Origin of the sequence: Nocardia elegans NBRC 108235, assembly GCF_001612845.1 — a bacterium.
Lineage (GTDB): Bacteria > Actinomycetota > Actinomycetes > Mycobacteriales > Mycobacteriaceae > Nocardia > Nocardia nova.
Map to the genome: position 1 here is coordinate 1 of NZ_BDBF01000028.1, position 22,001 is coordinate 22,001.

Consider the following 22,001-nt stretch of genomic DNA (forward strand, 5'->3'; position numbering starts at 1 on the left):
GGCTTTGTTGTACGCCTCGACGATGTCCTTGTGGATGCGGCCGCGGCTGGAGATCTCGTAACCGTTGTTGCGGGCCCACTCCCGGATGGCGGCCGTCTGCTCCCGGTCCGGTGTCGTGCGGGCGGTACCGGATTTGACGGCGCCCTTGCGGTTTCGGCCGACCTTGCGGGCGGACTCGGTCCACTGCTCGAAGATCTTGCGCAGCTTCTCGGCGTTCTTGGTCGACAGGTCGATTTCGTATTCGACTCCGTCGATGCCGAAGTGCACCGTCTGGTCGGCATCGGACTTGCCGTCGTAGTCGTCCACCAGCTCGACGATGACCTTCTTGGCCATGAAAACCCACCCTCCACTCAGCTCGTATGTGACGCGGCGAAAATGCTAATCGAGTTCGCGAGAGCGTCGTTGAGCAGGGTGAGGACCACGGCTCGGGTCACGGGCGGAAGATCGCGCGCACGCAGCCTTCCCGTTTGTTCTTGAACATGTCGTATCCGCGCACGGAGTCCTCGAGGGGCAGGTCGTGGGTGATCAGGTAGGACGGGTCGAGGTCGCCCTGCTGGATGTAGTCGAAGATGCGCCGCACGTAGCGCTGGCCGTGCTGTTGCGCGCTGCGGATCGTGAGGCTCTTGTTGGTGACGATGCCCATCGGGAATTTGTCGGTCAGGCCGTAGATGCCGAGCACCGACACCACACCGCCCTTGCGGCACGCCAGCAGCGCCTCACGCAGAGGTGTCGCGCGGTCGGTTTCGAGACGCAGAAGTTGTTTGACGCGGTCGTAGGCGTTCTGCAGTCCGGTGCCGTGTCCCTCCATGCCGACCGCGTCGACGCACGCGTCCGGGCCGCGGCCGCCGGTCATCTCGGCGATGGTGTTCTGCACGCTGTCCAACGCGGTGTAGTCGATGGTTTCGGCGTCGAAATGCTTGCGCGCCAGGGCCAATCGTTCCCGATAGCGGTCGATGACGATCACGCGATCCGCGCCGAGCAGCCGCGCCGAGTGCCCGGCCATCAGTCCGACCCCTCCGCTGCCCCAGATCGCGACCGTATCGCCGGGGGAGATGTCACAGAATTCGGCGCCCATCAGACCGGTCGGCACGGCATCGGAGACGAACAGAGCCTGTTCGTCGGTGATCTCCCCGGGGACGGGGAAGCAGTTGACGTCGGCGAAGGGCACCCGCACGTATTGGGCGTGCGAACCCTGATATCCGCCGAAGGGATGGGTGTAGCCGTAGATGCCGGCGGTCGGATAGCCGAGCGCGGGACGCTGCACGTGCGCGTTCGGGTTGGTGGTGTCGCATGCCGCCCACAGCTCGTGTTCGCAGAACCAGCAGGAACCGCAGCCGATGAACGAGGGGACGACGACGCGCTCACCCACCGTGCGGTGGTTCACCTCCGGCCCGACATCGACGACTTCGCCGACGAATTCGTGTCCGAAGACGTCGCCGTGCCGCATCCCGGGCAGGTAGCCGTCGATGAAGTGCAGATCCGAACCACACGTGGTGGTCAGATGGACCGCGACGATCGCGTCGTGCGGGTTGACCACCGAGGGGTCGGGCACGGTTTCGACGGTGAGATCGTTGACCCCGTTCCAGCACAGTGCGCGCATGAATCGTTCCTATTCGTCCGAGGAGGCACGCGCGCTCGGATTACCGGCGAGGGTCGGTATCTCGCCGGTCTGCAGCAGCGCCCGCGCACGGTAGAGGACCGCGAATGCGGCGGTATCGGTGAGGACATCGGCAATCGGCGCCAACACCGACAGGGTCACTTCGGTGCCCAGCCCTCGGGGGGCGTCGCGGAAGTTCAGTTGCAGGGCGGCACCGGCGGCCTCGGTGCCGGTGAACCGCAATGTGCCCGGACCTTCGGTCAGTGTGGTTGTCCACGTGCCGGTTTCGCTGCCGTGCGAACCCAGCCGCCACTCGAACCGGTGACCGTCCTCGCTGCTCACCGAAGCCACGTCCCCGAACACCCGGGACAGCCGGCGGGGATCGCGCCAGAGCCGCTCCACATCCTCGCGCGGACGGGCGATCGTCACCGACTGCGGATGGCCGTACCCGGAGGCCGCGCCCACCACTTTCGTGACCACCGTGCCCAGTCGATCCTTGACCGCATCGGTGACATTCATCCGGTCCTCCTCGCCGGTCGCTTCGCTGGCGAGCTACCCGGGGCCGACGGTGGTAAACGCCGATTGCCGCAAGGTCGCGGACCGACAGTGATCGTTTCGGATGAGACTTTCCCGACCGGTAGAGTGTCGGTCCTCGGTGTCCTCACGTGGGAAGCGAGGCGTGCGCCGGCTCGGTCGAGTGCGCTGAATTTTCTGAAACGTCCTTCTTTCATAAGATTGCTGAGCTAGGTTCACGGCTACGCCGGACACTCGGCGATGAGTAAGTCGGAGGACACCGTGGAATTTCTTGGCTCAGTCGCTGGCATCCTGCAGATGGTGATCGGCACCATTCTCGCCAACACCGGTTCGGGTGGCTCCGGCTCCGGTTGGTGAACGTGACGGATTCGGCTCGCTACCGGTGAGCCGAATCCTCGCGCGTGTGAGCGGTAGCGCCGGTCGTTCATGGGCCGAGTCGTTCACTGGTCGAGGGCATGCTCCGGCTGGCAGACATGCATCGGCGACGGCAGGTACCGGACCATCGCGTCCAGCAGTGCGGTGATGTCGTCGGTGTGCGGCGACGCATCGCACAGGACGGGCACGACATCGCCGATCCGGGTGAGGCGGCGGATCCGGTCGTGCAACTGTCGCGGCGTCATCTTCCCAGTGCTCCGCATGCGGGGCCGCGCGGTGTCCTGCGCCAGCACCGTGTCCACGAGTTCGTGATACCGCTGTACGGCGACCGGCCAGTGACTGCCGAAGAATTCGATGGCCATCGGTTCGAGTTCCCACATCGGTACCAAATCGATGACGCCCTCGAATTCGGCGCCGATGCCGAGCGGCATCTGCAGCGTCAACGGCACCGCTCCGCGGGTGGCGGCGACCGTGCGCACGCAGTGGCCGAAGTCCGCGGCGTGCTGGTCGAGTCCGCGCACCAGGCACAGGCGTGCGACCTGGTGGTCGTCGGCCACCCGCAGTATCGCCTCGAGTCGCGGAGCGCTCGTCGCTGCCGCGTTCATCGGCACGACCACTCCGTCGGCGGTCCGGATGGCCCATTCGAGTTCCGCGATGGGCGCGTGGCTCGACAGTTCGGTGATGCGAACCGAGTGCTCGGCGCGATCGGTCACCCACTCGACGGTGACCGCTGAGCGGGACCCGGGTGCGGTGGGCCGGCGCAGCCGGCGGATGAGCGCCGTCGTCTCTTCGGGCTCGCCCACGATCGTGACGTTGCGAATCGACTGCGGGTCAATGATTTTCACGCCCATCGCGTTGCGTACTCCCGATCGGCTCGCGGGTGGGGACCGTCCTCGACGAGGTCTCACCGTACCCGCGGGGAGGCATCGGCGGAGCGGATTTCCTCGCCAAAGTAGAACGTGTTCCTATATCGTCGGCGCTGTGCAGAAAGAACAACGCCCCGCCGTGGAAGGTTGGTTCACTGCGGACGACGGCACGGTACGTCTCCAGGGAAGTCGCTGCGATGTGTGCGGCACACCGTATTTCCCGCGGAACACCCTGGCCTGCCGCAACCCGCAGTGTGCGAGTCCCAAGGACGGATCCGAGCTGGTCGAGTACCTGTTCTCCACGCGAGGCCGGATCTGGTCGTACGCGGACGCCCGCTACAAACCGCCCGCGCCCTATGTCTCGCCGGATCCGTTCGAGCCCTACGTCGTCGCGGCGGTGGAGCTCGAGGAAGAGCAGATGGTGATTCTCGGGCAGGTCGTGCGCGGCCTCACCGTGGACGACCTGGCCGTCGGCATGCCGGTCGAATTGGCCCTGGGCGTGCTGTACGAGGACGAGGAAGCGGAACACACGGTGTGGATGTGGAGGCCGGTCGATGCCTGACAACGATCGCGATATCGCCGTCCTCGGTGCGGGAATGCACCAGTGGGGCAAATGGGGACGCAATTTCGTCGAATACGGCTTGGTGGCCGCGCGGGCGGCGCTGGCCGATGCCGGCGTGGACCACCGCGACGTCGGCTACATCGCCGGCGCGGACACGATCCGCAACGGCTACCCGGGATTCGTGTCGGGTGCGACGTTCGCCCAGGCGCTCGGCTGGTCCGGCGCCCGCATCTCGAGCAGCTACGCCGCCTGTGCCTCGGGCGCCCAGGCCATAGGCAACGCGCGGGCCCAGATTCTGGCCGGGTTGACCGATGTGGCGCTCGTGGTCGGTGCCGATGCCGCGCCGAAGGGTTTCTTCCAGCCGGTCGGCGGTGAACGCCGCGACGATCCGGACTGGTTGCGCTTCCACCTGCTCGGCGCCACCAACCCCATTTACTTCGCGCTGTACGCGCGCCGGCGGATGGCGCTGCACGGGGCCACGCTCGACGATTTCGCCGCCGTCAAGGTCAAGAACGCCAAGCACGGCCTGAACAATCCCTATGCCCGCTACCGCAAGGAGGTCGCGGCCGAGGAGGTCGCGGCGTCGGCGATCGTGTCGGATCCGTTGCGGCTGCTCGACATCTGCGCGACCAGCGACGGCGGCGCCGCGCTGGTGCTGACGTCGATGGACTACGCCCGCCGCCACGGCATCGCAGACCCGGTCCGCATCCGGGCGCTGTCGACGGTCACGCCCACCTTCCCGAAAACCGTGCTCGATCTGCCGGATTTCGCGACCGACTCGGCGGTGGCCTTCGATACGCCCTCGCGTTCGTTCCGGTCCGCGATCGCGGACGCCGCCTACGAGGAGGCCGGGCTCGGCCCCGCCGACCTGTCCTTCGCGGAGGTCTACGACCTGTCCACCGCGCTGGAACTGGACTGGTACGAAGACATCGGGCTGTGCGAGATCGGCGGTGCCGAGGAGCTGTTGCGCAGCGGCGCAACCACTTTGGGCGGTCGCGTGCCGGTCAACCCCAGCGGTGGCCTGGCCTGCTTCGGTGAGGCCATTCCGGCGCAGGCGATCGCTCAGATCTGCGAGCTCACCTGGCAGTTGCGCGGCCGGGCCGACGGTCGTCAGGTGGAGAACGCCCGCGCCGGTATCGCCGTGAACCAAGGCTTGTTCGGCCATGGTTCGGCGATCATCGCCACCCGCTGAACCCCGCTCCGCTCACGAAAACCCGGGTCGCACCCGGGTTTTCGCGTATCCGGGCCGGTAAGTGGTCGCCGGCGTGGCAGCGGCTCCGCTCATCCCCAGGTGGCGTGGTCCGGCACGGTGGAGGTGAAGATCACGTAGAAGTGCTGGCCCGGCAGCAGTTCGTTGATATCGTGCCAGCTGCCGCCGGGATCGCGCTGGTAGTAGCGCTCGATCCCGGTGCCGTCGTCGTAGCAGACGATGCCGGCGGTGCCGAACGGACTCCAATACACCTCGGCGCCCGGTCGCGGCGGTTCCAGTGGGGTACGGAACTGCTGGCTGCACGGTGTGATCACCGGGTGGTAGATGCTGGGCTGGGCGGCCGCGCTCGGCGCCGGCGCCGCGAGTCCGGCGGCCGAGATCGCGGCGGCGGTGACTACACGGCGGACGGTGAAATTCGGCAATTCTGCTCCTCGCCGGTCGGAAAAGAGTTCACTGGCCTGTGACGGCAACCCTACGGTCTCCCTCGTGTGACGAAAAAGTGGTTTGGCAGGCCGGGATCGGGGTTTTCGGTAGTCAGCAGTGATCTTGGGGGAACGAGGAGTGAGCGGCATGCCGAGTAACAGAGATTCCGTATTCGTCGACGATGAAGCCGTGGCCTCGATGCCGGCCGAACAACCGGCCGCGGTGAGCTGGCCGGACCCCAGCCCCCTCGATTCGTGGTGGAACGACATCATGGGCCTGTCGGCCGACCCGCCCCGTCCCGCCGCCTGACGGAAGGGCGAAATCCTCAGCGCCGCAAATCCTCAGCGCCGCAGTGGTTTCGACCGGCTGCTACGGTTTTTCGGCGCCGCGTCCTTCGCGGCTGCCCCGGTAGGCGCTGCGCCGGATGCGAGTGATGAACCCCGGGGCCAGCGCGACGCCGGGCGGGTGGTGCAGAGTCGGGTCGACGGCGTCCTCGGTCGGTGGGGCGACGGTTTCGCCGGTGAGCCGCAGATTCGCGAACGGTTCTTCGGGTCCGTGCAGTCGCCCGGCCGTCAGTGTGAAACCGAGGCCGTGAGTGGTCGTGTATTCGCGCAGCGTCGCCAGGGAGGCGTCCGCAGGTTGATCGGCGTCCGGACGGGCGAATATCCACTGAGGTGCGCCGCCGTCGAACCGATAGGCCATGAGAGTCCCGTAGGTCGCGTGGCGCCACGACGGGACAGGTATCGCGAAAAATCGGGTCAGCGTGCCGGTGGGTGTCGATGCCAGCGCGAGGTCCCAGCGCCCGCCGGGGGTCTGCGCGCGCAGTCCGATTCCCACGGCGTCGGGCAGCCGTCCCGGCATGCCGAGGGCCTTGGACAGGCGAACCTCGACGTCGCGTTCTCCGTCCCCGAAATACCTCTCGAAGGCCGGCGCGGAGTGCAGGCGCCCGCTGAACCAGAGGCCGCGCGGATGGAAGACGCGGGCACGCCGGACGCGGGCGACCAGCTCGAACGATTCCTCGACCAGGCGTTCGGCTTTCACATCTCTGCTTTCGTCGTGACGGTCGGGTCAGGCCGGCGGCAGCCGACATCTGGCCGGTACCCCGTCACGGCCGAGGTATTCGCCTCCGCAGTCAGGATTCGTCGCCGGCGTGCGGGTAGGGGAGCACCTGTGCGGCCTCGGGCCCGCCGCTGGTGTGGGTCACGGTGAAGACCACCGTCTGCCCGGGGCTGAGAGTTTTGTAGCCGGGCATGTCGATCGTGCGGTAGTCGACGAAGACCGCGTCACCGGAGGCGCTGGTGAGGTAGCCGAACCCCTTCTCGGCGTTGAACCACGTCACCTGCCCCCGCTGCCAGCCAGGCAGCTTGTCGTCGACCGGCATGAGGTGCGGATCCGGGTGCGTCCGGTGCTCGGCGGGAACAACGGCGGGTGTCCAGGTCACGGTCATGCGCAAACTCATTCCGGTCGCGGGTGGGAACTAGTGGGCGGCGACCGGCTTCCCGGTGCCGCCACCCGCGATACCCGCCTCTTCCGGGACCAAACAATCACGTCGGGTGGTCCGTGACGGCGTACGCGTGCGACCGCCGCCGCCGGCGCGCGCACCGCACCGGCGCCCCTTCCGAGCGGTTCCCTCAGCCGGCCGGTGCCGGTTCGCGCGCGGTGAGAAACGCCGCGATCGCCGGATCGACTGCGTCGCGAACCCGAATCTTCTTGGGCAGCAAACCGTTTGCGTGGAGCAGGTCGGCAGCGTGCTGCTGTTCGTCGAGGAACTGCTCGGTGACCGGGCCGAGGCCGAACGGGCGGCCGCGCAGGGCGGCTTCCCAGGCGTCGAGGTCGGCGGTACCACCGCGGGCGACGATATCGTCGACGAAGTATCGCGCCGCGGCGCGCGGGTTCTCGGCGATCCAGGCGTCGGACTCCTGCAGAGCGGTGATGATCGCTTCCAGGGCCGGTCGGTTGGCTTCGGCGAAGTCGCGGCGGGTGAACCACAGCGAGGGGTGGCTGAAGACGGATTCGGTATCGACGAGGGTGTGCAGCGGGGTGGCGGCCTCCACGGCGGTGAGATCGGGATAGGCGCCGACCCACGCGTCGAGGCTGCCGTCGAGCAGCAGAGCACCGCCGTCGTGCACGTCGGTGTCCACCGGTTCGATATCGCTCCAGCCCAGCCCCGACCGCTCCAAGGCGAACAGCAGTAGCGTGGTCTGCCAGGAGCCGTGGGCGATGCCGACTCGCTTACCTTTCAGATCGGCCACCGATTCGATGCCGTTGCCGGCCTTGGTGACCAGCCGGCCGTTCTCGATACGCGGGCCGGAGATGCCGGCATAGACGATGTCGCGGTCGTTGCCGAGCGCGGTGATCGGCGGCGTGAAGCCGGTGCCGATGAAGTCGTAGCCGTGCGCGTCGAACAGATAGTCCGAATGCAGCGACGGCAGTGCGGTTTTCACGTCGGCGCGGGGCGGCTGCGGCAGCGCGCGCAGGTCCACCCACTCCACGTCGGGCAGCGCGCGTTCCAGGATGCCGCGGTGGCGCAGGACGAACAGGGAATTGTTGTGCGGGAAGTAGCCGACACGAACGCTCATGGGATGCTCCTCGAAGAAGTACGGAAGAAGGGTCAGATCAGCCCGCGGCGGCGAGCCTCGTCCGCGAGCCCGGTGCGCCCCCACTGCGCCGCGAGATTGGATTTGTCGAATTCGACGGAGCCGCCGAGGGTTTCGGCGATCGCCTGGTATTGCGCGCCCTCCTCGAGCAACACGACCAGTTTCGCCAGGTCCAGGAGTCCGGCACGGCCGATGACGTTGGCACCGCCGTTGGCCTCGAAGATGGCGATGAGGTCGGGATCGCGGGTCAGTCGGCCGAGGATGAATTCGCCCGCGCCGATGCTGCGATCGATATGCGGCGGGATCTCTCGCGACAGGGTCAGCCGCTGCACGGCGGCGTAGCGGATCGGAAAGGTGCGGTGCGTCTGCGCCCAGCCGCCCAGCCACGGGCTGTGCACGTGCACCACGGAGGTGATCTCCGGGTGTGCGCGGAACACGGCGGCGTAGCCGGTGACGAATCCGGCGGAACCGGTGCCGGACAGTACCTCTCCGTCGAAGGTCGCGACCACCGGTCGCACGGTGCGGTCGTCGGCCCAGGGGCCGGGCTCGTTGAGGGCGACCGCGATCTCCGTGCCGGGAACGCGTTCGACGAAGTTGACGGTGCCGTTGCCGGCGACGGTGCCGGTCTCGCGGAAGACCCGGAACGCCTTCTCGGCGTCGCGGGTGGCGGTGGCGACGAATTCGGTGACGGTGTCGTCGAGCCGGATGTCGGTGGTGGTCACGATTCTCCTAGTGGGCGTGAGTCAGTTCGGGAGCGATGCCGGGCGCGGTCAGGCGGGATCGGCCGAGCAGCGGCAGCACTTCCTCGCCGACCCGGTAGGCCTCTTCCAGATGGGGGTTGCCGGCGAGGATGAAGGCGTCGACGCCGAGATCGATCAGCTCGTCGAGGCGCTGGGCGACCTGTTCGTAGCTGCCGACCAGGCCGAAGGCGGGCCCGCCACGGATCAGGCTGAAACCGCACCAGACGTTGGGTTGCACCTCCAGATCCCGGTAGCCGGTGATCGTTTCGGGGACCCAGCCCTTGATCCGCGCCGCTCCCACCGAATCGCCCTGGGCGGCGCGGTTGGCGGCCTCGCGGTCGACGAAGGCCCAGCCCTTGCGGATCTCGTCCCAGGCCGCCTCTTCGGTGTGCCGGGCCACGATGTCGATGCGGACCGCGAACTTCGGTGTGCGGCCGATCTTCTCGGCGTGGGCGCGAACGCCGTCGAATTTGGCGCGCAGGTCGCCGAAGGGCTCCAGCCAGGACAGGTAGTAGTCGGCGTGGCGTCCCGCGGCTTGCACCGCGGCGCCCGAGGACCCCGAGAAGTACACCTCCGGGAACGGTTGCCCGGCCAGGCCCGGCGGCAGTGCGGCGGCTTCGGTGTGGAAGAACCGGCCGTCGTGGCTGTACGGCCCTCCGTCCCACACCCCGCGCAGCACATCCAGGAATTCGCTGGTGCGGGCGTAGCGGTCGTCGTGGGAAACCTTGTCGCCCCACCACAATTGGGCCGGGCCGCCGCCACCGCTGATGATGTTGTAGACGAGCCGCCCGCCGGTGGCGCGCTGCAGACTTGCCGACATGCGCGCGGCCTGCACGGGGTGCAGGAAACCCGGCTGGAAGGCGACCATGAAGCGGTAGGTGGTGGTCTCGCGAGCCAGTGCGGCGGCGAAGGCCCACGGATCCTCGGTGACCGGAAACGAGGGCAGCAGTCCGCCCAGGAATCCGGCGGATTCACTCGCTCGGGCGACGGCGGCGACGTGATCGATATAGCTGTATCCGTCGAGTTCACCGCCGCGCACGGCCGGGGCGATATTGCCCGGGCCGTAGCCGCCGGCGTTGCCGCGATTGTGGCGGCGTGGTGTGCGCAGCGAGGCGTGGTCGCCTTCCATACCGATGCGCCAGTAGATGTCGATCGTCACAGCGCGACCTCCTTCAGGGTGCGTCCGGCCGGATCGGCCAGGAACAGCAGGTGCTCGCCGGCGCGGTGCACCTCCTCGATGTGCGGGTGCCCCGACAGCACGAGGGTGTCGAAACCCGTTGCGGCATAGACCTGCAGCTGCCGGGCCACCTGCTCGTAACTGCCGACGAGGCCGATGGCCTGCGCATACCCGAGCAGGTCGAACCCGGCCCAGCGGCCGTCGCCCAGGGCCAGCGATCGCGCGCCCGGCCCGTCCGGGCGCACCTCACGCCATTGCCGTTCCGCGCGCGCCCAAGCTTCGTCCTCGGTCTCGCGCGCGATGACCGGGAGCTCGAGTCCGGCGCGCACCGTGCGCCCGGTCTCGCCGGCGCGGGCGCGCAACACGGCCAGCTGTTCGCCCGGGCCGTCGGGGGATTCGGCGAACAGGTGCACATCACCGTGACGAGCCGACAGGTCCAGGGCCTCGGGCGAGGTGCCGGACAGGTAGACCGTGGGGAAGGGCAGGCCCGACAGCACGCCGCGGAAACCGCCGTCGATCACGTCGTAGTAGTCTCCCGCGAAATCGAATCCGGTGCCCCGGAAACCGGCCGCCGGCACCGGATCCCGGTTCCACACACCGCGTGCGACGGTGAGGAATTCCGCGGCGCGACGGTAGCGATCGGCACCGGACACCCGGTCGCCGCGCGAGCGGGCCTCCGCGTCGTCGGTGTCGACCGCCAGGCGCCAGCCCAGCCGCCCCGCCGATAGGCGCTGCAGGGTGACCGACACCTTCGCCGCGTAGACGGGAGTGCCGAAGGCGGGCTGGAATTCGACGATCACCCGGCTGTGCCGGGTGGCGCGCAGGGCGCCGCCGGCGACGATCCACGATTCCTCGCCGAGCGGATCGTAGGGTGCGAGCACCCCGTCGAGTCCGGCCAGTTCGGCGGCGTCGACCACCTGGTGCAGGTCGTCGAAGGGACCGAATCGGCCGGGTCGCACATCGGTGGGTTCGCGATCGGGCGCACGAACTCCGGTGCCCCCGCCCGCGGGGGTGGGTGCCGGATCGCCGAAACCACCGCGATGCCGCAGCTCCGGGCGCGCGCGGCGGCCGTCGCCGCGGCTGGGCAGGCGCCACAGGTACTCGGTCATGCCGCCGCCCGTCCCGCCGCGACCAGCTCCCGCGCCCGCGCCAGCGGTTCCGGCGCGACCCAGGATTCGAGGTCGAAGTCGGCGGCGAGGAAGCCGTGGGTGTAGAGGAACTGCTTCTGCACGCCCAGCAGCTCGAGCCGTTCGTCGTCCAGACCGGGGTGCAGGCCGCGGTGGAAGCCGTCACCGTAGGCGGCGACGACGCCTTCGGGGCCGGACAGGGTTTCGCGTTGCAGCACCGCGCGGACGCCGTCGAGATTGTCGGCGGCCCAGTCGGCGGCGCGCAGACTCTGCGCGAGGAAGTCGATCACCACCTCGGGCCGGGTGTCGAGCAGTTGCTGATGCACGGTGATGGGGCGCGGGGTGCCGTTGTTGACGCGCAGCCGCTTGGTGTCGGTGGCATCGAGGTCCACCGCGACCCGCAGGCCGTGCTCGGCGGCGACTTCCTGGGCGCGTGCGCCCTTGACGTAGATCGCGTCCACCTCGCCGCGCAGCAGCTCCTCCGCGCCCCAGGTGACGCGGCGGGCCCGCTGCTGAACATCGGTGCGCACCTGCGGATCTCGTTCGACGGCGAGTTCGACCACGGTGACATCGGCGAGGGTCAGTCCGCCCAGCCGCAGGGCGCCGGCGAAGCCGTGCAGCGCCATGGCGCGCGGGAAGCTGCGGGCCTGATCCTGTGCCCATGCCGGAATGCCGATCCGCAGACCGGCAAGATCGGCAGGGGTGGCGACCGGTGAATCCGGGCCGACCAGGATGGCCTGCGATTCGTCGATCCAGGTGAGGCCGATCAGCCGGGTGGGCGAGCCCGCGGCGCGGGCCGCCAGCGCGGGCACATTGCCGCCTTCGCGCACCAGGCCGGGCAGCCCGTGGTCGAAGTGGAATCCGGCCAGTTCGGGCCCGGCGTCCTGCAGGACGCCGAAGGTGAGGCCGCTGCGCTGTGCGGTTTCCCCGAGCCAGCCCAGACTGTGCGCCAGACCGCTGGCGGTCGGGACGGGGCAACGGGTGTACCAGAGGGTGTCGGTCATGAAATGCTCCGTGAGTTCATGGAATTCGATGGTTTCCGGTGGTGTGGCCGACGCCGAGTTCGGCGAGCAGAGCCGCCTGGTAGCGCAGGGCGGCGGGGTCGGTCCGGTCACGCGGGCGGGGCAGGTCGATATCGATGTCGACGGCGAAGCGGCCCCGGTTCAGGACGAGGATCCGGTCGGCCAGCCGGACCGCCTCGTCCACGTCGTGGGTGACCATGAGTACCGCCGGGCGATGCCGCTCCACCAGGTCGCCGACGAGGTCCTGCATCTGCAAGCGGGTCAGGGCATCGAGCGCGGCGAACGGTTCGTCCAGCAGTAGTAGTTCGGGCTCGCGTACCAGGGCGCGGGCGAGGGCGGCGCGCTGGGCTTCGCCGCCGGACAGGGTGCTCGGCCACTGCCGCGCCTTCCCATCGAGTCCGACCTCGGCGAGGGCACGCAGCCCCGCCTCCCGGACCTGCTTGGCACGGCGTTGTCCGACAACCACATTCGCCAGGACCCGTTTGGACGGGATGAGCCGGGGCTCCTGGTAGACGGTGGTGCGGACGGCGGGTACGAGCACGTCGCCCGCGTCCGGAGCCTCGAGGCCGGTGAGCAGCCGCAGCAGCGTCGTCTTGCCGGTGCCGCTGGGGCCGAGCAGCACGACGAACTCACCGCGGCGGATACTCAGATCCACCCCGTCGAGAACGATCTTGTCGCCGAAGGCTTTTCGCAGTCCGGTGAGGTGCACGGCCAACGGTGCGGCGGTGCGCGGTTCGTCCGCGGCGGTCATCGGATCGCCACCTGGCCGCGCCACGGCATCGCGAAGCGTTCGATCAGCCGCACCGCGCCGTCGAAGATCAGGCCCAGGACCGCGTAGAGCACGACGCACAGCACCATGTAGTCGGTGCGGTTGTACTCCTGCGCGAGGGTGACCAGATATCCGACGCCCTTGCTGGTGCCGACCTGTTCGGCCGCGATCAGGCCGGTGATGCTGATGGACAGGCAGACCCGCAGCGCCATCAGGATGCCGGGCAGCGCCGAGGGCAGGATCACCTCGAGCACCAGGCGCGGGCCGGTCAGCCCGAAGCCGCGGGCGGCCTCCACCACCTTGCGGTCCACGTTGCGCACGCCGAGATAGGTGTAGGCGTACATGGGCGCGACGGTGGCGACGGCGATGAGCAGCACCTTGTACAACTCGTCGATGCCGAACCAGGCGATGAACAAGGGCACCAGCGCGAGGAACGGGACGGCACGCACGATCTGCATCGTCGAATCGACCAATTCCTCACCGAGACTCGTCAATCCGGCCGCCAAGCCGAGCAGCAATCCGGCCGAGACCCCGAGCAGCACCCCGAGCCCGGCGCGGACGAAGGAGGCGAGCGCGAAATCGACCAGCTGGCCGTTGTCCACGAGTTCGGTGAACGCCGACCAGACCTTCGGCGGACCGGCCAGCACCTGCGGCGACAGCACGCCGGACGCCGACCCGATCCACCAGCCGGCGAAGATCAGTACCGGCAGCAGGAAGCGCAGGGGCAGCGAAAGCCATGCGGGCCTGCGTTTCTCGATCCGGCTGCGCGGCGGGGCGAGCCGGCCCACCGAGACCGGGGGAGCGACGACGGCGGTCATCTCAGCGGCCCGTCTTCAGCGCGGCCAGCTGGTCGGGGGTGAGCTTGGCCTTCAGGTCGTAGAAGATGTCGGCGGCGGTGATCTTCCGGCTGATCACGCCGTTACCGGCGAACAGGTCGACCACGTCGGCGAGGTCGGTGGCATCGGACGGCAGCGGCAGCCGCGGAACGGTGGCCTCACTGTCCACCCGGATCGCGTCGGCGAGCCGGGCGCCGGTCAGCGCGCGCGGGCCGGTCTGCTCGAAGACGTTCTCGAACGCCGACGGATTGTCGTGCTGCGCCACGGTCAGACCCTGCAGCACCTCCAGATACTTGGCGGCGATGTCCGGGCGTCGGTCGAGGATCTCGGTGCGGAAGACCACCACCGTGTTGTCCTTGGAGCCGATGCTCTGCTCGGTCGCGATCTCCACGCCGCCGTTGGCCTTGGCCTCCTGATAGGGCACCAGGAACGAGGCCCAGGCGTCGACCTTGCCGGTGGCGAAGGCGGAGGCGGCGTCCTTCTGCTGCAACGGAACGCGCGTCACCTTGTCGGTCGGCACGCCCGCCTGGGCCAGGGCCTTGAGCAGGATGTACTCGCCCTTACCGGCCGGATTCACCGCGACGCGCTTGCCGGCCAGTTCGGCCACCGAATGGATCCCCGATTCCTTGGTGGCGATGATGCCGCTCTGATCCTTCCCGGCCGGATCCTGCACCGCCACGATGCGAACCGCCACATCCTTCGACAGCGCACCCACCACCGGGCTGAACGCGGCCCCGGAGACGTCGAGTTGCTCGGTGTTGAACAGCTTGAGCATGGAGCTGAAACCCGGTGTGGTGTTGACCCATTCGACCTTGGCGCCCAGCGGAGCGAGTGCCTTGTCGAACGTGCCGTCGCGTTTGGCGACCGCCAGCGGGCCCGCGTTGCCCGGATCGGCCACCTTCAACACCAGCGGCGCCCCGGAGCCCGATTCGGTCGCGGATCCGGAGCCACACGCCGCGACCAGAGCGACGACGGGGGCGAGCGCGAGCGCGAGTCGCCAACCGTGTGGCCTGCGCGTGCGGAACATCGTGGAGCACCTCTTCCGAATCGTGAACCGAAGTCGATTGATATCCAGCGACAGTAGGGACGGACGGGTCTCGGGACGAGGTAATGCTTTCCGAGGATCGGAAGGCTTGACGCGAGGGCCGCTTCGGGTGTATTTCGATAGAAGAGCCCTCTGTACTGGCCAATCAGCTTGGGGTGCGAATCTTTTCGCGCACCGTGAACCGAACTCCGCGCCGGATCGCTTTCCGGATAATGGAATAGATCGGGCGATGAGACCGCATTCCTGTGCTACGGTCCCCGTCGTGGAAGCCTCCGGAGTGCAGACCGTCACCCGCGCGCTGTCGGTCCTCGACTGTTTCCGCGACGGAGACGAGCACGGCGTATCGGAAGTCGCCCGGCAGCAGGGGCTCGCGGTCAGCACCGCCCATCGCCTGCTCGCCGCACTGGTGCAGGCCGGCTTCCTGGAGAAGGACGAGGTCTCCAGTCGCTATCGGATGGGCGGCGCCCTGGCCGAATACGGTCAGATCGCCTATCGGCAGCACCGCATCTACCTGGCCGAACCCAGTCTGGAACACCTGGCGGCGACCACCGGCGCCAGTGCTTCGGTCGCGATCCGGCACAGTATTCACGCCGTCCTGCTCGGCACCAGCCGGTGGCGGGAAACCGACGGGCACCGTCTCATGGGCGTCCGGCTGCCGCTGCACGCCAGTGCCCTGGGCAAAGCGCTGCTCGCCTGGTCGGCCGTCTCCGACGATTTCCTGGCCACGCTCACCTACGACGAGGGCACTGCCCGTTCCGTCTCCACACCGGCCGAACTCCGCGCCGAGCTGGATCGCACCCTGGCTCGCGGTTATGCCTACAACGACGAGGAACTCGACCCCGGCTTCCGGACCATCGGCCTGCCGATTCTCACCGCCGACGGCGACTGCCGCTTCGCTCTCGGTTTGCGCGGGCCGAGCGAGCTGATGATCCCGGAACGCCTACCCCTGCTCGTCGAACTGGCCAAGGTGACTGCGGCCGATATCGCCACCCGCTTCCGGGCCGGGTGAACGGATCTTCCGGATCGGCTGCCGGTCCGCCCCGAGAGCGCTATCGTCGCTGCCAGGTCGCCTTTGCCCATTGGTTGCCGGCCGTGCGCGCGTGCCCGCCGGCGCAGCGATGAAGGGACAGCCATGAGGATCACCCGTTTCGCGAAAGCCGTGTCGATCGTGTTCGCGCTGATCGCCGGTTTCGTGGTGGCGGCACTCGGACCCGCGAACGCTCAGACCATGCCGACGATCGTGCTGGTACACGGCGCGTTCGCCGACACCACCAGTTGGGACGCCGTCGCCGGCGATTTGCGCGGGCGGGGGTACCAGGTGGTGGTGCCCGAGAATCCGCTGCGCGGACCGGCCTACGACGCCGCGGCGGTCGAGAAGACCGTCGCCGGAATCTCCGGTCCGGTGGTCCTGGTCGGCCATTCCTACGGCGGCGCGGTGATCACGAACATCCACAATCCGAACGTGAAGGCACTGGTGTTCGTGGCGGCATTCGCGCCGGCGCAGGGCGAGCCGGTGGCCCTGGCGCTCGATCCGATCCGTTTCCCCGGTAGCCAACTACTGCCGCCCGCACTGCAGATGAAGGTCGTCGACGATTCCAGCAACGCCCTCGGTCGCAACCTCGACGCCTACATCGCCGACGCCTCGTTCCATCAGGTGTTCGCCCCCGATGTCAGCGACGCCACGGCCGCGACCATGCTCGCCCACCAGAAATCGCTCGCGGTGGCGGCGAATGTCGAGCCGTCCGGATCGCCCGCGTGGTCGAACACGCCCAGCTGGTACCTGGTCTCGGCGAACGACACCGTGATCCCGCCCGCCGCGCAACGGTGGATGGCGGGCCGGATCGGCGCGCACACCAGCGAGGTGCAGGCGTCACACGTCGCGCTCGTTTCCCAGCCGGCCGTGGTGGCCGATGTGATCGCATCGGCGGCCGCGGCGACATAGCCGCGGCGGCATGATCGTCAGCGCTGTTTGCGCTGACGCTCCCGGAGCACATGGGAACGCAGGCGGGAGAATCCCTTGACGCGCACGCTGCGTAGGTGACGAAGGGAGAACTCGCTGTCGCCGGCCAGGGCCGCGGCCGCGCCGTCGTCCACGAGAACCGTGCCGGGACGGGCGACACCGGTCAGCCGTGCGGCGGTGTTGACCACCGTGCCGTACAGATCGCCGAAACGGGTCAGCACGGGACCGTAGGCCAGGCCCACCCGGATCTGGGGCATCTCCGAAATTTTCTGGGCCGCCCGGCCGATCGCCACGTGCAGGGCCAACGCGATGCGCGCGCCCCGGTGCGGATCGTCGACGGCGAACATCACCTCGTCGCCGACGTTCTTGATCACCCAGCCGCCATGGGCGGTTATCGCCTCGGTGGTGGCGGTTTCGAACGCTTCCAGCAGATCGGTCAGCTCGTCGGGGTCGAGGTGGCGTGAGAGCCGGGTGTAGCCGGCCATATCGGCGAAGCCGACGAGCAATTGCCGTGCGGCGCCGTCGGATTCGAGCGACCGGCTCAGCGCCGCGGCCAGATGGCGCCGCCAGGCGTACTGCTGCAGGTCGGTGAGCACCTCGATGGCGTGGGCGGTGGCCTCGGCATCGGTGCCGGCGCCGAGTTCGCGGGTGATCAGGTCCGCCTGCCATTCGGCCAGTCGCGCCATGGACTGCCCGAGGGTACGGGCCGCGGCAATCTGGTTCTGCTCGTTGACATTCGAGGCCGGGCCCAACGCGCAGAAGGTGCGTACCGCCGCGACGTCGGCGTCGGTGAACGCCTCCTCGTCGTCACTGGCCGCGGCCGGAAAGCCCAAGGCGATCCATAACTTGCGAGCGCTGTCGACCGAGACCCCGGAGAGCTCGGCGACCTGAGCGCGGGTGTAGCGGCGGGGACCACCGAGAAGAGTTTTTTCGACCACCGCGTCGACCACGTCGGCCGGCTCACCAGACTCGCTCACCCGGCAAGTACAGCACACGCGGCGGGGATGGCGCCGCCGTCGTTCGGACGGATTCGACCGAAAAATCTTGTTTGAGCGTCCGAGCCGCGGATACCCAGGGCGGCATGGTTCATACGGAAGCTGCGGAGACGATCATGAGCACCGATACCACTGCTGCCTCGCCCCGTTCCGCGACCGCTCGCGACGACGGTGGCCGCAATTCCTATGACGGAATCGAAGATTCCTTCCGTGCGCTGGCCGAACTCGATGCCGCCGACCCGCGCCGGGCCCGGCTGCGGGAGCAGATCATCGCCGACTGCATGCCGCTGGCCGCCCATATCGCCCGCCGGTACGAGGGCCGCGGCCAGTCGCGGGAGGACCTGCAACAGGTCGCCAATCTCGCACTGGTGCTGTCGGTGGACCGGTACGACGTTTCCCGGGGCGCACCGTTCCTGGGCTTCGCCGTGCCGACGATCATGGGGGAGGTGCGGCGTTACTTCCGCGACAGCGGGTGGGCAGTGAAGGTGCCGCGCCGGATGAAGGAACTGCGGGCCCGCATCTCTCAGCACAGCCTGGTGCTGTCACAGCAACTCGGCCGCGAGCCCAGCAGCCATGAACTCGCCCACGCCCTCGACGTCCCGGTCGAGGAGGTCGTGCAGGCCACCGTCGCGGCCAACAGCTATCTATGCGACTCGCTCGACGAAACCCAGTCCGCCGAGAGCGACAGCCCCACGCCGCTGGGCGCCCGGCTGGCGGTCGACGAACCGCGCTACGAGCTCACCGAGGATGCCATCACGGTGAAACCGCTGATCGAGGCCCTGCCCGAGCAGGAGCGCAAGATCTTGATCCAGCGTTTCTACGAGAACAAGACCCAGTCCGAGATCGCTGCGCTGCACGGTATCTCGCAGATGCAGGTCTCTCGAATCCTCAGCCGGGTCCTCAGCGGTCTGCGCGACCAGGCGCTCGCCGAACCCACGCGCCCCCGGCATCTGCGCGCGGTGGCGTGACCTGCGCGCCGGCATCGAATTTGCCGGTTCCGTACCCGAATGTCCGGACCTGCGGCCATGATCGGTAGGGCGTGCCGATTCTAGACCGCAGGATCGGTTCGTTTTCTCGGCGAGAGAGGTCGGGCCGATCGATGGCTGAGACTCCAGCGGTCACCACCGCCCCGCGCGTTGACGGCGCTCCCGGACTGTTGATGCGCATCGACGAGGTGATGCGCCGCCACGTCGGTCACACCCTGCTCCGCATCGTCACCGCGGTCACCGGCCCGGTGCGCGCGGTCCCGGATTATCTGATCCTGCACGCCGAAGCGGTGATCGACGAGGCCGTGCGGCACCTCGTCGCCCAACCCGGCGCCGACACCGTCGTGGTCACGGTGTCGGTCACGACGACGGTGACGGTGGTCGTCGAAGCCACCGGCCCGGTCGGAATTCTCCTGCCTCCGCTGCTCGGCTCGACCGCACGGGCGCGGCTGCTGGGCGGGCACTGCGCTGTCGAGCGGGGTGCTCGCCTCGTCTGGTCGGTTCCCCTGCCTCCGGCCGACATCCACGCCCGTGTGCCCGCCGGTCCGGCACGCCGGCGCGGTGATCGGCCCTACGCGAAGTTCTCCGTGATGTAGTTCGCCGCCGCGGTCGTCCAGGTCACATCGGTGCCCGGCATGTCGTGTGCCGGATACAACACGTGCTGGCCGTCGGGATACGGAGTGAGATAACCGATCACACCATTGACGGTGGTGGCGAATCGTTGCAGGTTGGCCACCGGATTCGACATCAGGAACTCCAGCAGCTGCGCGAAGATGAGATAGCTCGCGTTGCCGAAACGCGCGCCCTCGACGAACGAGAACGGCGAGATGCCCACGTCGATGATGCGAAGCGGCGAGTCGGCCGGAGACGCGGTGATGATGTCGCCCGGGTTCGCGTACTCCCGGGTGGCGACCGCCGCTGGCCAGGTGCCGTGCTGACCGTGCAGGCCGTACGTCGTGGGCGGGCACAGGTTGTTCACCGAATCGCCGGCCTTACGCAGGGGGTTGGCGATGAAGACGGCGAAGGCGATCTCGAGCGGGCTGCCGTCGGTGTTGGTGTACTCACCCGCGGCCACCCCTTCGAGTATCCGGCTCGCGCAGATGCCGCCGAGCGAATAGCTCAGCAGCGCACAGACATTCGGCGACTGCTGAATTGCCTCGACCCCCGCGGCGATACCCAGCCGGACCGAGGTGTCCAGCGACGGTCCCCACAGATTCGGATCGGGCCCGACCGAGGCGGGCCAGTCGGGTTCGAAGAAGCTGAAGCTGTCGGTCGAGAGCAGATCGGTGACCGCGGCCAGCATGCCCGCGGGGCTGCCGTCCGCGTTCCGGGGCTCTCCGGTTCCTCGCAACGTGATGATGTCGATCATCGGGTTCTCCTTGCCCGCGACGAACTTCGACGGATCTTCCACGGTAGGCCCCGAACCGAGTACGGTCGGGTGTTGTGAAAAGAAGGCGGATGGCGTGGTGGTCGCTCACCGCGGCCGTGGCTGTGATCGTTGCCGGCTGCGGGTCGGACCAGTCGGTGCCGGACACTCCGAATACGAGCGCGGCCCCGGCCTTACACGTGGGTTCGGTACCTTCCGACGATGGTACCCCGCCCACCCGCGCCGCGAATGCCGTTGCGGCACAATGTCGGACATCCGATCTCGCGGCCGCGCTCGGGCCCGCGAACGCCGCTGCCGGAACTGTCGCGTTTCCGATCGTGTTCACCAACAACGGGTCCGGCCCGTGTGTCCTCGAAGGTTTCCCGGGCGTCTCCTACGCCACCGGCCCCGACAGCGCACCCGTCGGCACTCCGGCCGCCCGCGAGGGAACCGCGTCCGGCCCGGTCTCGCTGGCGCCCGGCGGCCAGGCGTCGGCGCTGGTGTTCGCGGTCGACGTGCACAACATTCCGGCCGAGCAGTGCGGGCCCGTCGACGTGCCGGGGCTGCGAATCTACCCGCCCGACAACACCGCATCGCTGTATCTCGACCATGCGGCGACGGCGTGCGGTAACGGACAAATGACTACACACCAGTTGCGGGTGCGCGCCCTCGTACCGGGCGCCGAGGGGCGGTAATTCGATCTTCGCCGGGTTTCGTTGGGAGACCGTCGATTACGACGCGGTCACGAGAACCGCACTATCGATGACGGGACAGGCGTAGCCTCGGACAATGAGATAGCCACCCACTCGAAACCCGGTCCTGCCGAGGACCGGTCGACTCTTGGAGGGGAATATGGTCGATTCCCTTTTCGCCGACGTGTCCGAGTTCCAAGTGCCGGTCGACGACTCTTACCCGTATCAGCTCTTCTCGTTCCGTTCCAACGACGGGACCTACCAGGACCACAACTTCTATCAGAACTATGCCTGGGCGGCCCGGGCCGCCGATTCCGGACGCATCGCCTGCTTCATCGTCTACTTCTATTGGCGGCCGAACTGGCTCGATACCGTCGACACCCACCGGGGCATGGTCGGTCAGGCGGGTGGCCCGCATCCGAAGATGATCGCGATGATCGATGTGGAATCGGGCGGCAATCCCGGCGGGGATCAGTCGGACGGAATCAACCGCGCCTATTGGCGGCTGGCCGATTGGCTGGGCTCGACCCGCCGGGTCATCGGCTACGCCAACCGCCCGGATTTCGACAGCATGTGGCCGGTGCGCCCGGACGGCCTCAACATGATCGGCGCGGGTTACGGCAGCAATCCGAACCTGCCCGGCCAGATCGCGCACCAGTACACCGACGGTCAGGGCTACGGCGGCGGCCTGCCCGAGGGCGCCCCGCCCTTCGGCAACTGCGATATGAACTCCGCCGACGGCTTCTCCCCGGAGGATTTCGCCAATCAGGTCGGGGTCGGCACGGTGGCACCGGATCCGGTGACCGACATGTGGATTCAGTTCATGGGGATCGGCGGCAACGGCTGGCCGCAACTGGCCGGCCATACGCTCGTCGACGGTGTCGCCAGCGTGGGGCAGACCCTCGGCCTGCCGGGCTTCGCGGCGCCGCCGGGTCCCACCCAGGTGCCGCTGCCGCGTGACTCCGACGGTCGCATCCGCGACGAGTGGATCCAGATGCGCGGACTGCAGGGCACCGGCTGGCCGCAACTGGGCGGCTGGTCCCTGGTCGACGCCATCGCGGCCATCGGGCAGAAACTCGACATCCCCGGCTTCCAGCCTCCCCATCCGTAAAGCCCCCGACG

26 protein-coding genes are annotated in these 22,001 nt (G+C 68.4%); 9 read left to right on the forward strand and 17 right to left on the reverse strand.

What is annotated here, in order from left to right; all coding sequences use genetic code 11:
* The 4 genes from NE2_RS20115 to NE2_RS20130 all read right to left on the reverse strand — a co-directional run.
* A partial coding sequence (locus tag NE2_RS20115) for a histone-like nucleoid-structuring protein Lsr2 (RefSeq protein WP_063028533.1) occupies window positions 1-333 on the reverse strand: 333 nt, incomplete at its 3' end.
* Between the two features lie 97 nt (window positions 334-430).
* Window positions 431-1,600 carry a zinc-dependent alcohol dehydrogenase gene (locus NE2_RS20120; RefSeq protein WP_063028390.1) on the reverse strand — a complete coding sequence of 390 codons (1,170 nt, stop codon included), beginning with the start codon at window positions 1,598-1,600 and terminating at the stop codon, window positions 431-433.
* A gap of 9 nt (window positions 1,601-1,609) precedes the next feature.
* Window positions 1,610-2,116, reverse strand: coding sequence for an SRPBCC family protein (locus NE2_RS20125; RefSeq protein WP_063028392.1), 507 nt, complete (start codon window positions 2,114-2,116; stop codon window positions 1,610-1,612).
* A 455-nt stretch (window positions 2,117-2,571) separates the two neighbouring features.
* Complete coding sequence (locus NE2_RS20130) at window positions 2,572-3,357, reverse strand: hypothetical protein (RefSeq protein ID WP_063028394.1); 786 nt, start codon at window positions 3,355-3,357, stop codon at window positions 2,572-2,574.
* 130 nt (window positions 3,358-3,487) lie between these two features.
* Here NE2_RS20130 and NE2_RS20135 point away from each other — a divergent pair, with 130 nt between their 5' ends.
* Both NE2_RS20135 and NE2_RS20140 read left to right on the forward strand, forming a co-directional pair.
* Window positions 3,488-3,934, forward strand: coding sequence for a Zn-ribbon domain-containing OB-fold protein (locus NE2_RS20135; protein WP_425437945.1), 447 nt, complete (start codon window positions 3,488-3,490; stop codon window positions 3,932-3,934).
* Entirely contained in the window at window positions 3,927-5,126 is a 1,200-nt protein-coding gene (locus tag NE2_RS20140) for a lipid-transfer protein (RefSeq protein ID WP_063028396.1), read from the forward strand. Before NE2_RS20135 ends, NE2_RS20140 begins: the two co-directional genes overlap by 8 nt.
* 89 nt (window positions 5,127-5,215) lie before the next feature.
* Here NE2_RS20140 and NE2_RS20145 read toward each other — a convergent pair whose 3' ends face one another.
* Window positions 5,216-5,566 (reverse strand): hypothetical protein, encoded by a 351-nt coding sequence (locus NE2_RS20145; RefSeq protein ID WP_063028398.1) that lies wholly within the window; start codon window positions 5,564-5,566, stop codon window positions 5,216-5,218.
* A gap of 148 nt (window positions 5,567-5,714) precedes the next feature.
* On the opposite strand from NE2_RS20145, the gene NE2_RS35805 reads away from it, so the two are divergent.
* On the forward strand, window positions 5,715-5,876 hold the full coding sequence (locus tag NE2_RS35805; protein WP_156747632.1) for a hypothetical protein: 162 nt from the start codon (window positions 5,715-5,717) through the stop codon (window positions 5,874-5,876).
* Window positions 5,877-5,936: 60 nt separating this feature from the next.
* Here the strand turns inward: NE2_RS35805 and NE2_RS20150 are convergent, their stop codons facing one another.
* The 10 genes from NE2_RS20150 to NE2_RS20195 form a co-directional block, all read right to left on the reverse strand.
* Entirely contained in the window at window positions 5,937-6,608 is a 672-nt protein-coding gene (locus NE2_RS20150) for a hypothetical protein (RefSeq protein WP_063028400.1), read from the reverse strand.
* A gap of 91 nt (window positions 6,609-6,699) precedes the next feature.
* A complete protein-coding gene (locus NE2_RS20155) occupies window positions 6,700-7,014 on the reverse strand; it encodes a cold shock domain-containing protein (RefSeq protein WP_228816930.1) in 315 nt (104 codons plus the stop codon).
* Window positions 7,015-7,198: 184 nt separating this feature from the next.
* Window positions 7,199-8,146 carry an ABC transporter substrate-binding protein gene (locus NE2_RS20160; protein ID WP_063028537.1) on the reverse strand — a complete coding sequence of 316 codons (948 nt, stop codon included), beginning with the start codon at window positions 8,144-8,146 and terminating at the stop codon, window positions 7,199-7,201.
* A 32-nt stretch (window positions 8,147-8,178) separates the two neighbouring features.
* Window positions 8,179-8,886, reverse strand: coding sequence for a class II aldolase/adducin family protein (locus NE2_RS20165; protein ID WP_063028402.1), 708 nt, complete (start codon window positions 8,884-8,886; stop codon window positions 8,179-8,181).
* 7 nt (window positions 8,887-8,893) lie between these two features.
* Window positions 8,894-10,063, reverse strand: coding sequence for an LLM class flavin-dependent oxidoreductase (locus NE2_RS20170; protein ID WP_063028404.1), 1,170 nt, complete (start codon window positions 10,061-10,063; stop codon window positions 8,894-8,896).
* Window positions 10,060-11,190, reverse strand: a complete 1,131-nt coding sequence (locus NE2_RS20175; protein WP_063028406.1) for an LLM class flavin-dependent oxidoreductase — start codon at window positions 11,188-11,190, stop codon at window positions 10,060-10,062. Before NE2_RS20175 ends, NE2_RS20170 begins: the two co-directional genes overlap by 4 nt.
* Window positions 11,187-12,212 carry an ABC transporter substrate-binding protein gene (locus tag NE2_RS20180; RefSeq protein ID WP_063028408.1) on the reverse strand — a complete coding sequence of 342 codons (1,026 nt, stop codon included), beginning with the start codon at window positions 12,210-12,212 and terminating at the stop codon, window positions 11,187-11,189. Before NE2_RS20180 ends, NE2_RS20175 begins: the two co-directional genes overlap by 4 nt.
* A 16-nt stretch (window positions 12,213-12,228) precedes the next feature.
* Window positions 12,229-12,981, reverse strand: coding sequence for an ABC transporter ATP-binding protein (locus NE2_RS20185; protein WP_063028539.1), 753 nt, complete (start codon window positions 12,979-12,981; stop codon window positions 12,229-12,231).
* Window positions 12,978-13,817: an ABC transporter permease gene (locus NE2_RS20190; RefSeq protein WP_063028410.1), complete on the reverse strand. Its 840-nt coding sequence runs from the start codon at window positions 13,815-13,817 to the stop codon at window positions 12,978-12,980. The genes NE2_RS20185 and NE2_RS20190 overlap by 4 nt, the downstream gene beginning before the upstream one ends.
* 1 nt (window position 13,818) lies before the next feature.
* A complete protein-coding gene (locus tag NE2_RS20195; protein ID WP_063028412.1) occupies window positions 13,819-14,862 on the reverse strand; it encodes an NrtA/SsuA/CpmA family ABC transporter substrate-binding protein in 1,044 nt (347 codons plus the stop codon).
* Window positions 14,863-15,142: 280 nt separating this feature from the next.
* Here NE2_RS20195 and NE2_RS20200 point away from each other — a divergent pair, with 280 nt between their 5' ends.
* Together NE2_RS20200 and NE2_RS20205 are read left to right on the forward strand one after the other, a co-directional pair.
* The gene (locus tag NE2_RS20200; RefSeq protein WP_233429833.1) at window positions 15,143-15,889 is read left to right on the forward strand and encodes an IclR family transcriptional regulator; all 747 of its coding nucleotides are present in this window, start codon (window positions 15,143-15,145) and stop codon (window positions 15,887-15,889) included.
* A 123-nt stretch (window positions 15,890-16,012) separates the two neighbouring features.
* Complete coding sequence (locus tag NE2_RS20205; RefSeq protein ID WP_063028415.1) at window positions 16,013-16,822, forward strand: alpha/beta hydrolase; 810 nt, start codon at window positions 16,013-16,015, stop codon at window positions 16,820-16,822.
* Window positions 16,823-16,839: 17 nt separating this feature from the next.
* Here NE2_RS20205 and NE2_RS20210 read toward each other — a convergent pair whose 3' ends face one another.
* A complete protein-coding gene (locus NE2_RS20210; RefSeq protein WP_063028417.1) occupies window positions 16,840-17,817 on the reverse strand; it encodes an adenylate/guanylate cyclase domain-containing protein in 978 nt (325 codons plus the stop codon).
* Window positions 17,818-17,951: 134 nt separating this feature from the next.
* On the opposite strand from NE2_RS20210, the gene NE2_RS20215 reads away from it, so the two are divergent.
* Complete coding sequence (locus NE2_RS20215; protein ID WP_063028541.1) at window positions 17,952-18,803, forward strand: SigB/SigF/SigG family RNA polymerase sigma factor; 852 nt, start codon at window positions 17,952-17,954, stop codon at window positions 18,801-18,803.
* Window positions 18,804-18,934: 131 nt separating this feature from the next.
* Window positions 18,935-19,417 (forward strand): hypothetical protein, encoded by a 483-nt coding sequence (locus NE2_RS20220; protein WP_063028419.1) that lies wholly within the window; start codon window positions 18,935-18,937, stop codon window positions 19,415-19,417.
* Here the strand turns inward: NE2_RS20220 and NE2_RS20225 are convergent.
* Window positions 19,393-20,190 (reverse strand): hypothetical protein, encoded by a 798-nt coding sequence (locus NE2_RS20225; protein WP_063028543.1) that lies wholly within the window; start codon window positions 20,188-20,190, stop codon window positions 19,393-19,395. The two genes, NE2_RS20220 and NE2_RS20225, sit on opposite strands and share 25 nt — an antisense overlap.
* A gap of 89 nt (window positions 20,191-20,279) precedes the next feature.
* Between NE2_RS20225 and NE2_RS20230 the strand changes: the two genes are divergently transcribed.
* On the forward strand, window positions 20,280-20,882 hold the full coding sequence (locus tag NE2_RS20230; RefSeq protein WP_063028421.1) for a DUF4232 domain-containing protein: 603 nt from the start codon (window positions 20,280-20,282) through the stop codon (window positions 20,880-20,882).
* 157 nt (window positions 20,883-21,039) lie between these two features.
* On the forward strand, window positions 21,040-21,990 hold the full coding sequence (locus NE2_RS37200) for a glycoside hydrolase family 25 domain-containing protein (RefSeq protein WP_227463010.1): 951 nt from the start codon (window positions 21,040-21,042) through the stop codon (window positions 21,988-21,990).
* The last annotated feature ends 11 nt before the right edge of the window (window positions 21,991-22,001 follow it).

What these genes read in the sequence shown, in the direction of transcription:
- NE2_RS20120 (WP_063028390.1), bottom strand. Translation starts at nt 1,600, where the DNA reads ATGCGCGCACTGTGCTGGAACGGGGTCAACGATCTCACCGTCGAAACC.
- NE2_RS20125 (WP_063028392.1), bottom strand. Translation starts at nt 2,116, where the DNA reads ATGAATGTCACCGATGCGGTCAAGGATCGACTGGGCACGGTGGTCACG.
- NE2_RS20130 (WP_063028394.1), bottom strand. Translation starts at nt 3,357, where the DNA reads ATGGGCGTGAAAATCATTGACCCGCAGTCGATTCGCAACGTCACGATC.
- NE2_RS20140 (WP_063028396.1), top strand. Translation starts at nt 3,927, where the DNA reads ATGCCTGACAACGATCGCGATATCGCCGTCCTCGGTGCGGGAATGCAC.
- NE2_RS35805 (WP_156747632.1), top strand. Translation starts at nt 5,715, where the DNA reads ATGCCGAGTAACAGAGATTCCGTATTCGTCGACGATGAAGCCGTGGCC.
- NE2_RS20155 (WP_228816930.1), bottom strand. Translation starts at nt 7,014, where the DNA reads ATGACCGTGACCTGGACACCCGCCGTTGTTCCCGCCGAGCACCGGACG.
- NE2_RS20160 (WP_063028537.1), bottom strand. Translation starts at nt 8,146, where the DNA reads ATGAGCGTTCGTGTCGGCTACTTCCCGCACAACAATTCCCTGTTCGTC.
- NE2_RS20175 (WP_063028406.1), bottom strand. Translation starts at nt 11,190, where the DNA reads ATGACCGAGTACCTGTGGCGCCTGCCCAGCCGCGGCGACGGCCGCCGC.
- NE2_RS20180 (WP_063028408.1), bottom strand. Translation starts at nt 12,212, where the DNA reads ATGACCGACACCCTCTGGTACACCCGTTGCCCCGTCCCGACCGCCAGC.
- NE2_RS20185 (WP_063028539.1), bottom strand. Translation starts at nt 12,981, where the DNA reads ATGACCGCCGCGGACGAACCGCGCACCGCCGCACCGTTGGCCGTGCAC.
- NE2_RS20190 (WP_063028410.1), bottom strand. Translation starts at nt 13,817, where the DNA reads ATGACCGCCGTCGTCGCTCCCCCGGTCTCGGTGGGCCGGCTCGCCCCG.
- NE2_RS20195 (WP_063028412.1), bottom strand. Translation starts at nt 14,862, where the DNA reads ATGTTCCGCACGCGCAGGCCACACGGTTGGCGACTCGCGCTCGCGCTC.
- NE2_RS20205 (WP_063028415.1), top strand. Translation starts at nt 16,013, where the DNA reads ATGAGGATCACCCGTTTCGCGAAAGCCGTGTCGATCGTGTTCGCGCTG.
- NE2_RS20215 (WP_063028541.1), top strand. Translation starts at nt 17,952, where the DNA reads ATGAGCACCGATACCACTGCTGCCTCGCCCCGTTCCGCGACCGCTCGC.
- NE2_RS20220 (WP_063028419.1), top strand. Translation starts at nt 18,935, where the DNA reads ATGGCTGAGACTCCAGCGGTCACCACCGCCCCGCGCGTTGACGGCGCT.
- NE2_RS20225 (WP_063028543.1), bottom strand. Translation starts at nt 20,190, where the DNA reads ATGATCGACATCATCACGTTGCGAGGAACCGGAGAGCCCCGGAACGCG.
- NE2_RS20230 (WP_063028421.1), top strand. Translation starts at nt 20,280, where the DNA reads ATGGCGTGGTGGTCGCTCACCGCGGCCGTGGCTGTGATCGTTGCCGGC.
- NE2_RS37200 (WP_227463010.1), top strand. Translation starts at nt 21,040, where the DNA reads ATGGTCGATTCCCTTTTCGCCGACGTGTCCGAGTTCCAAGTGCCGGTC.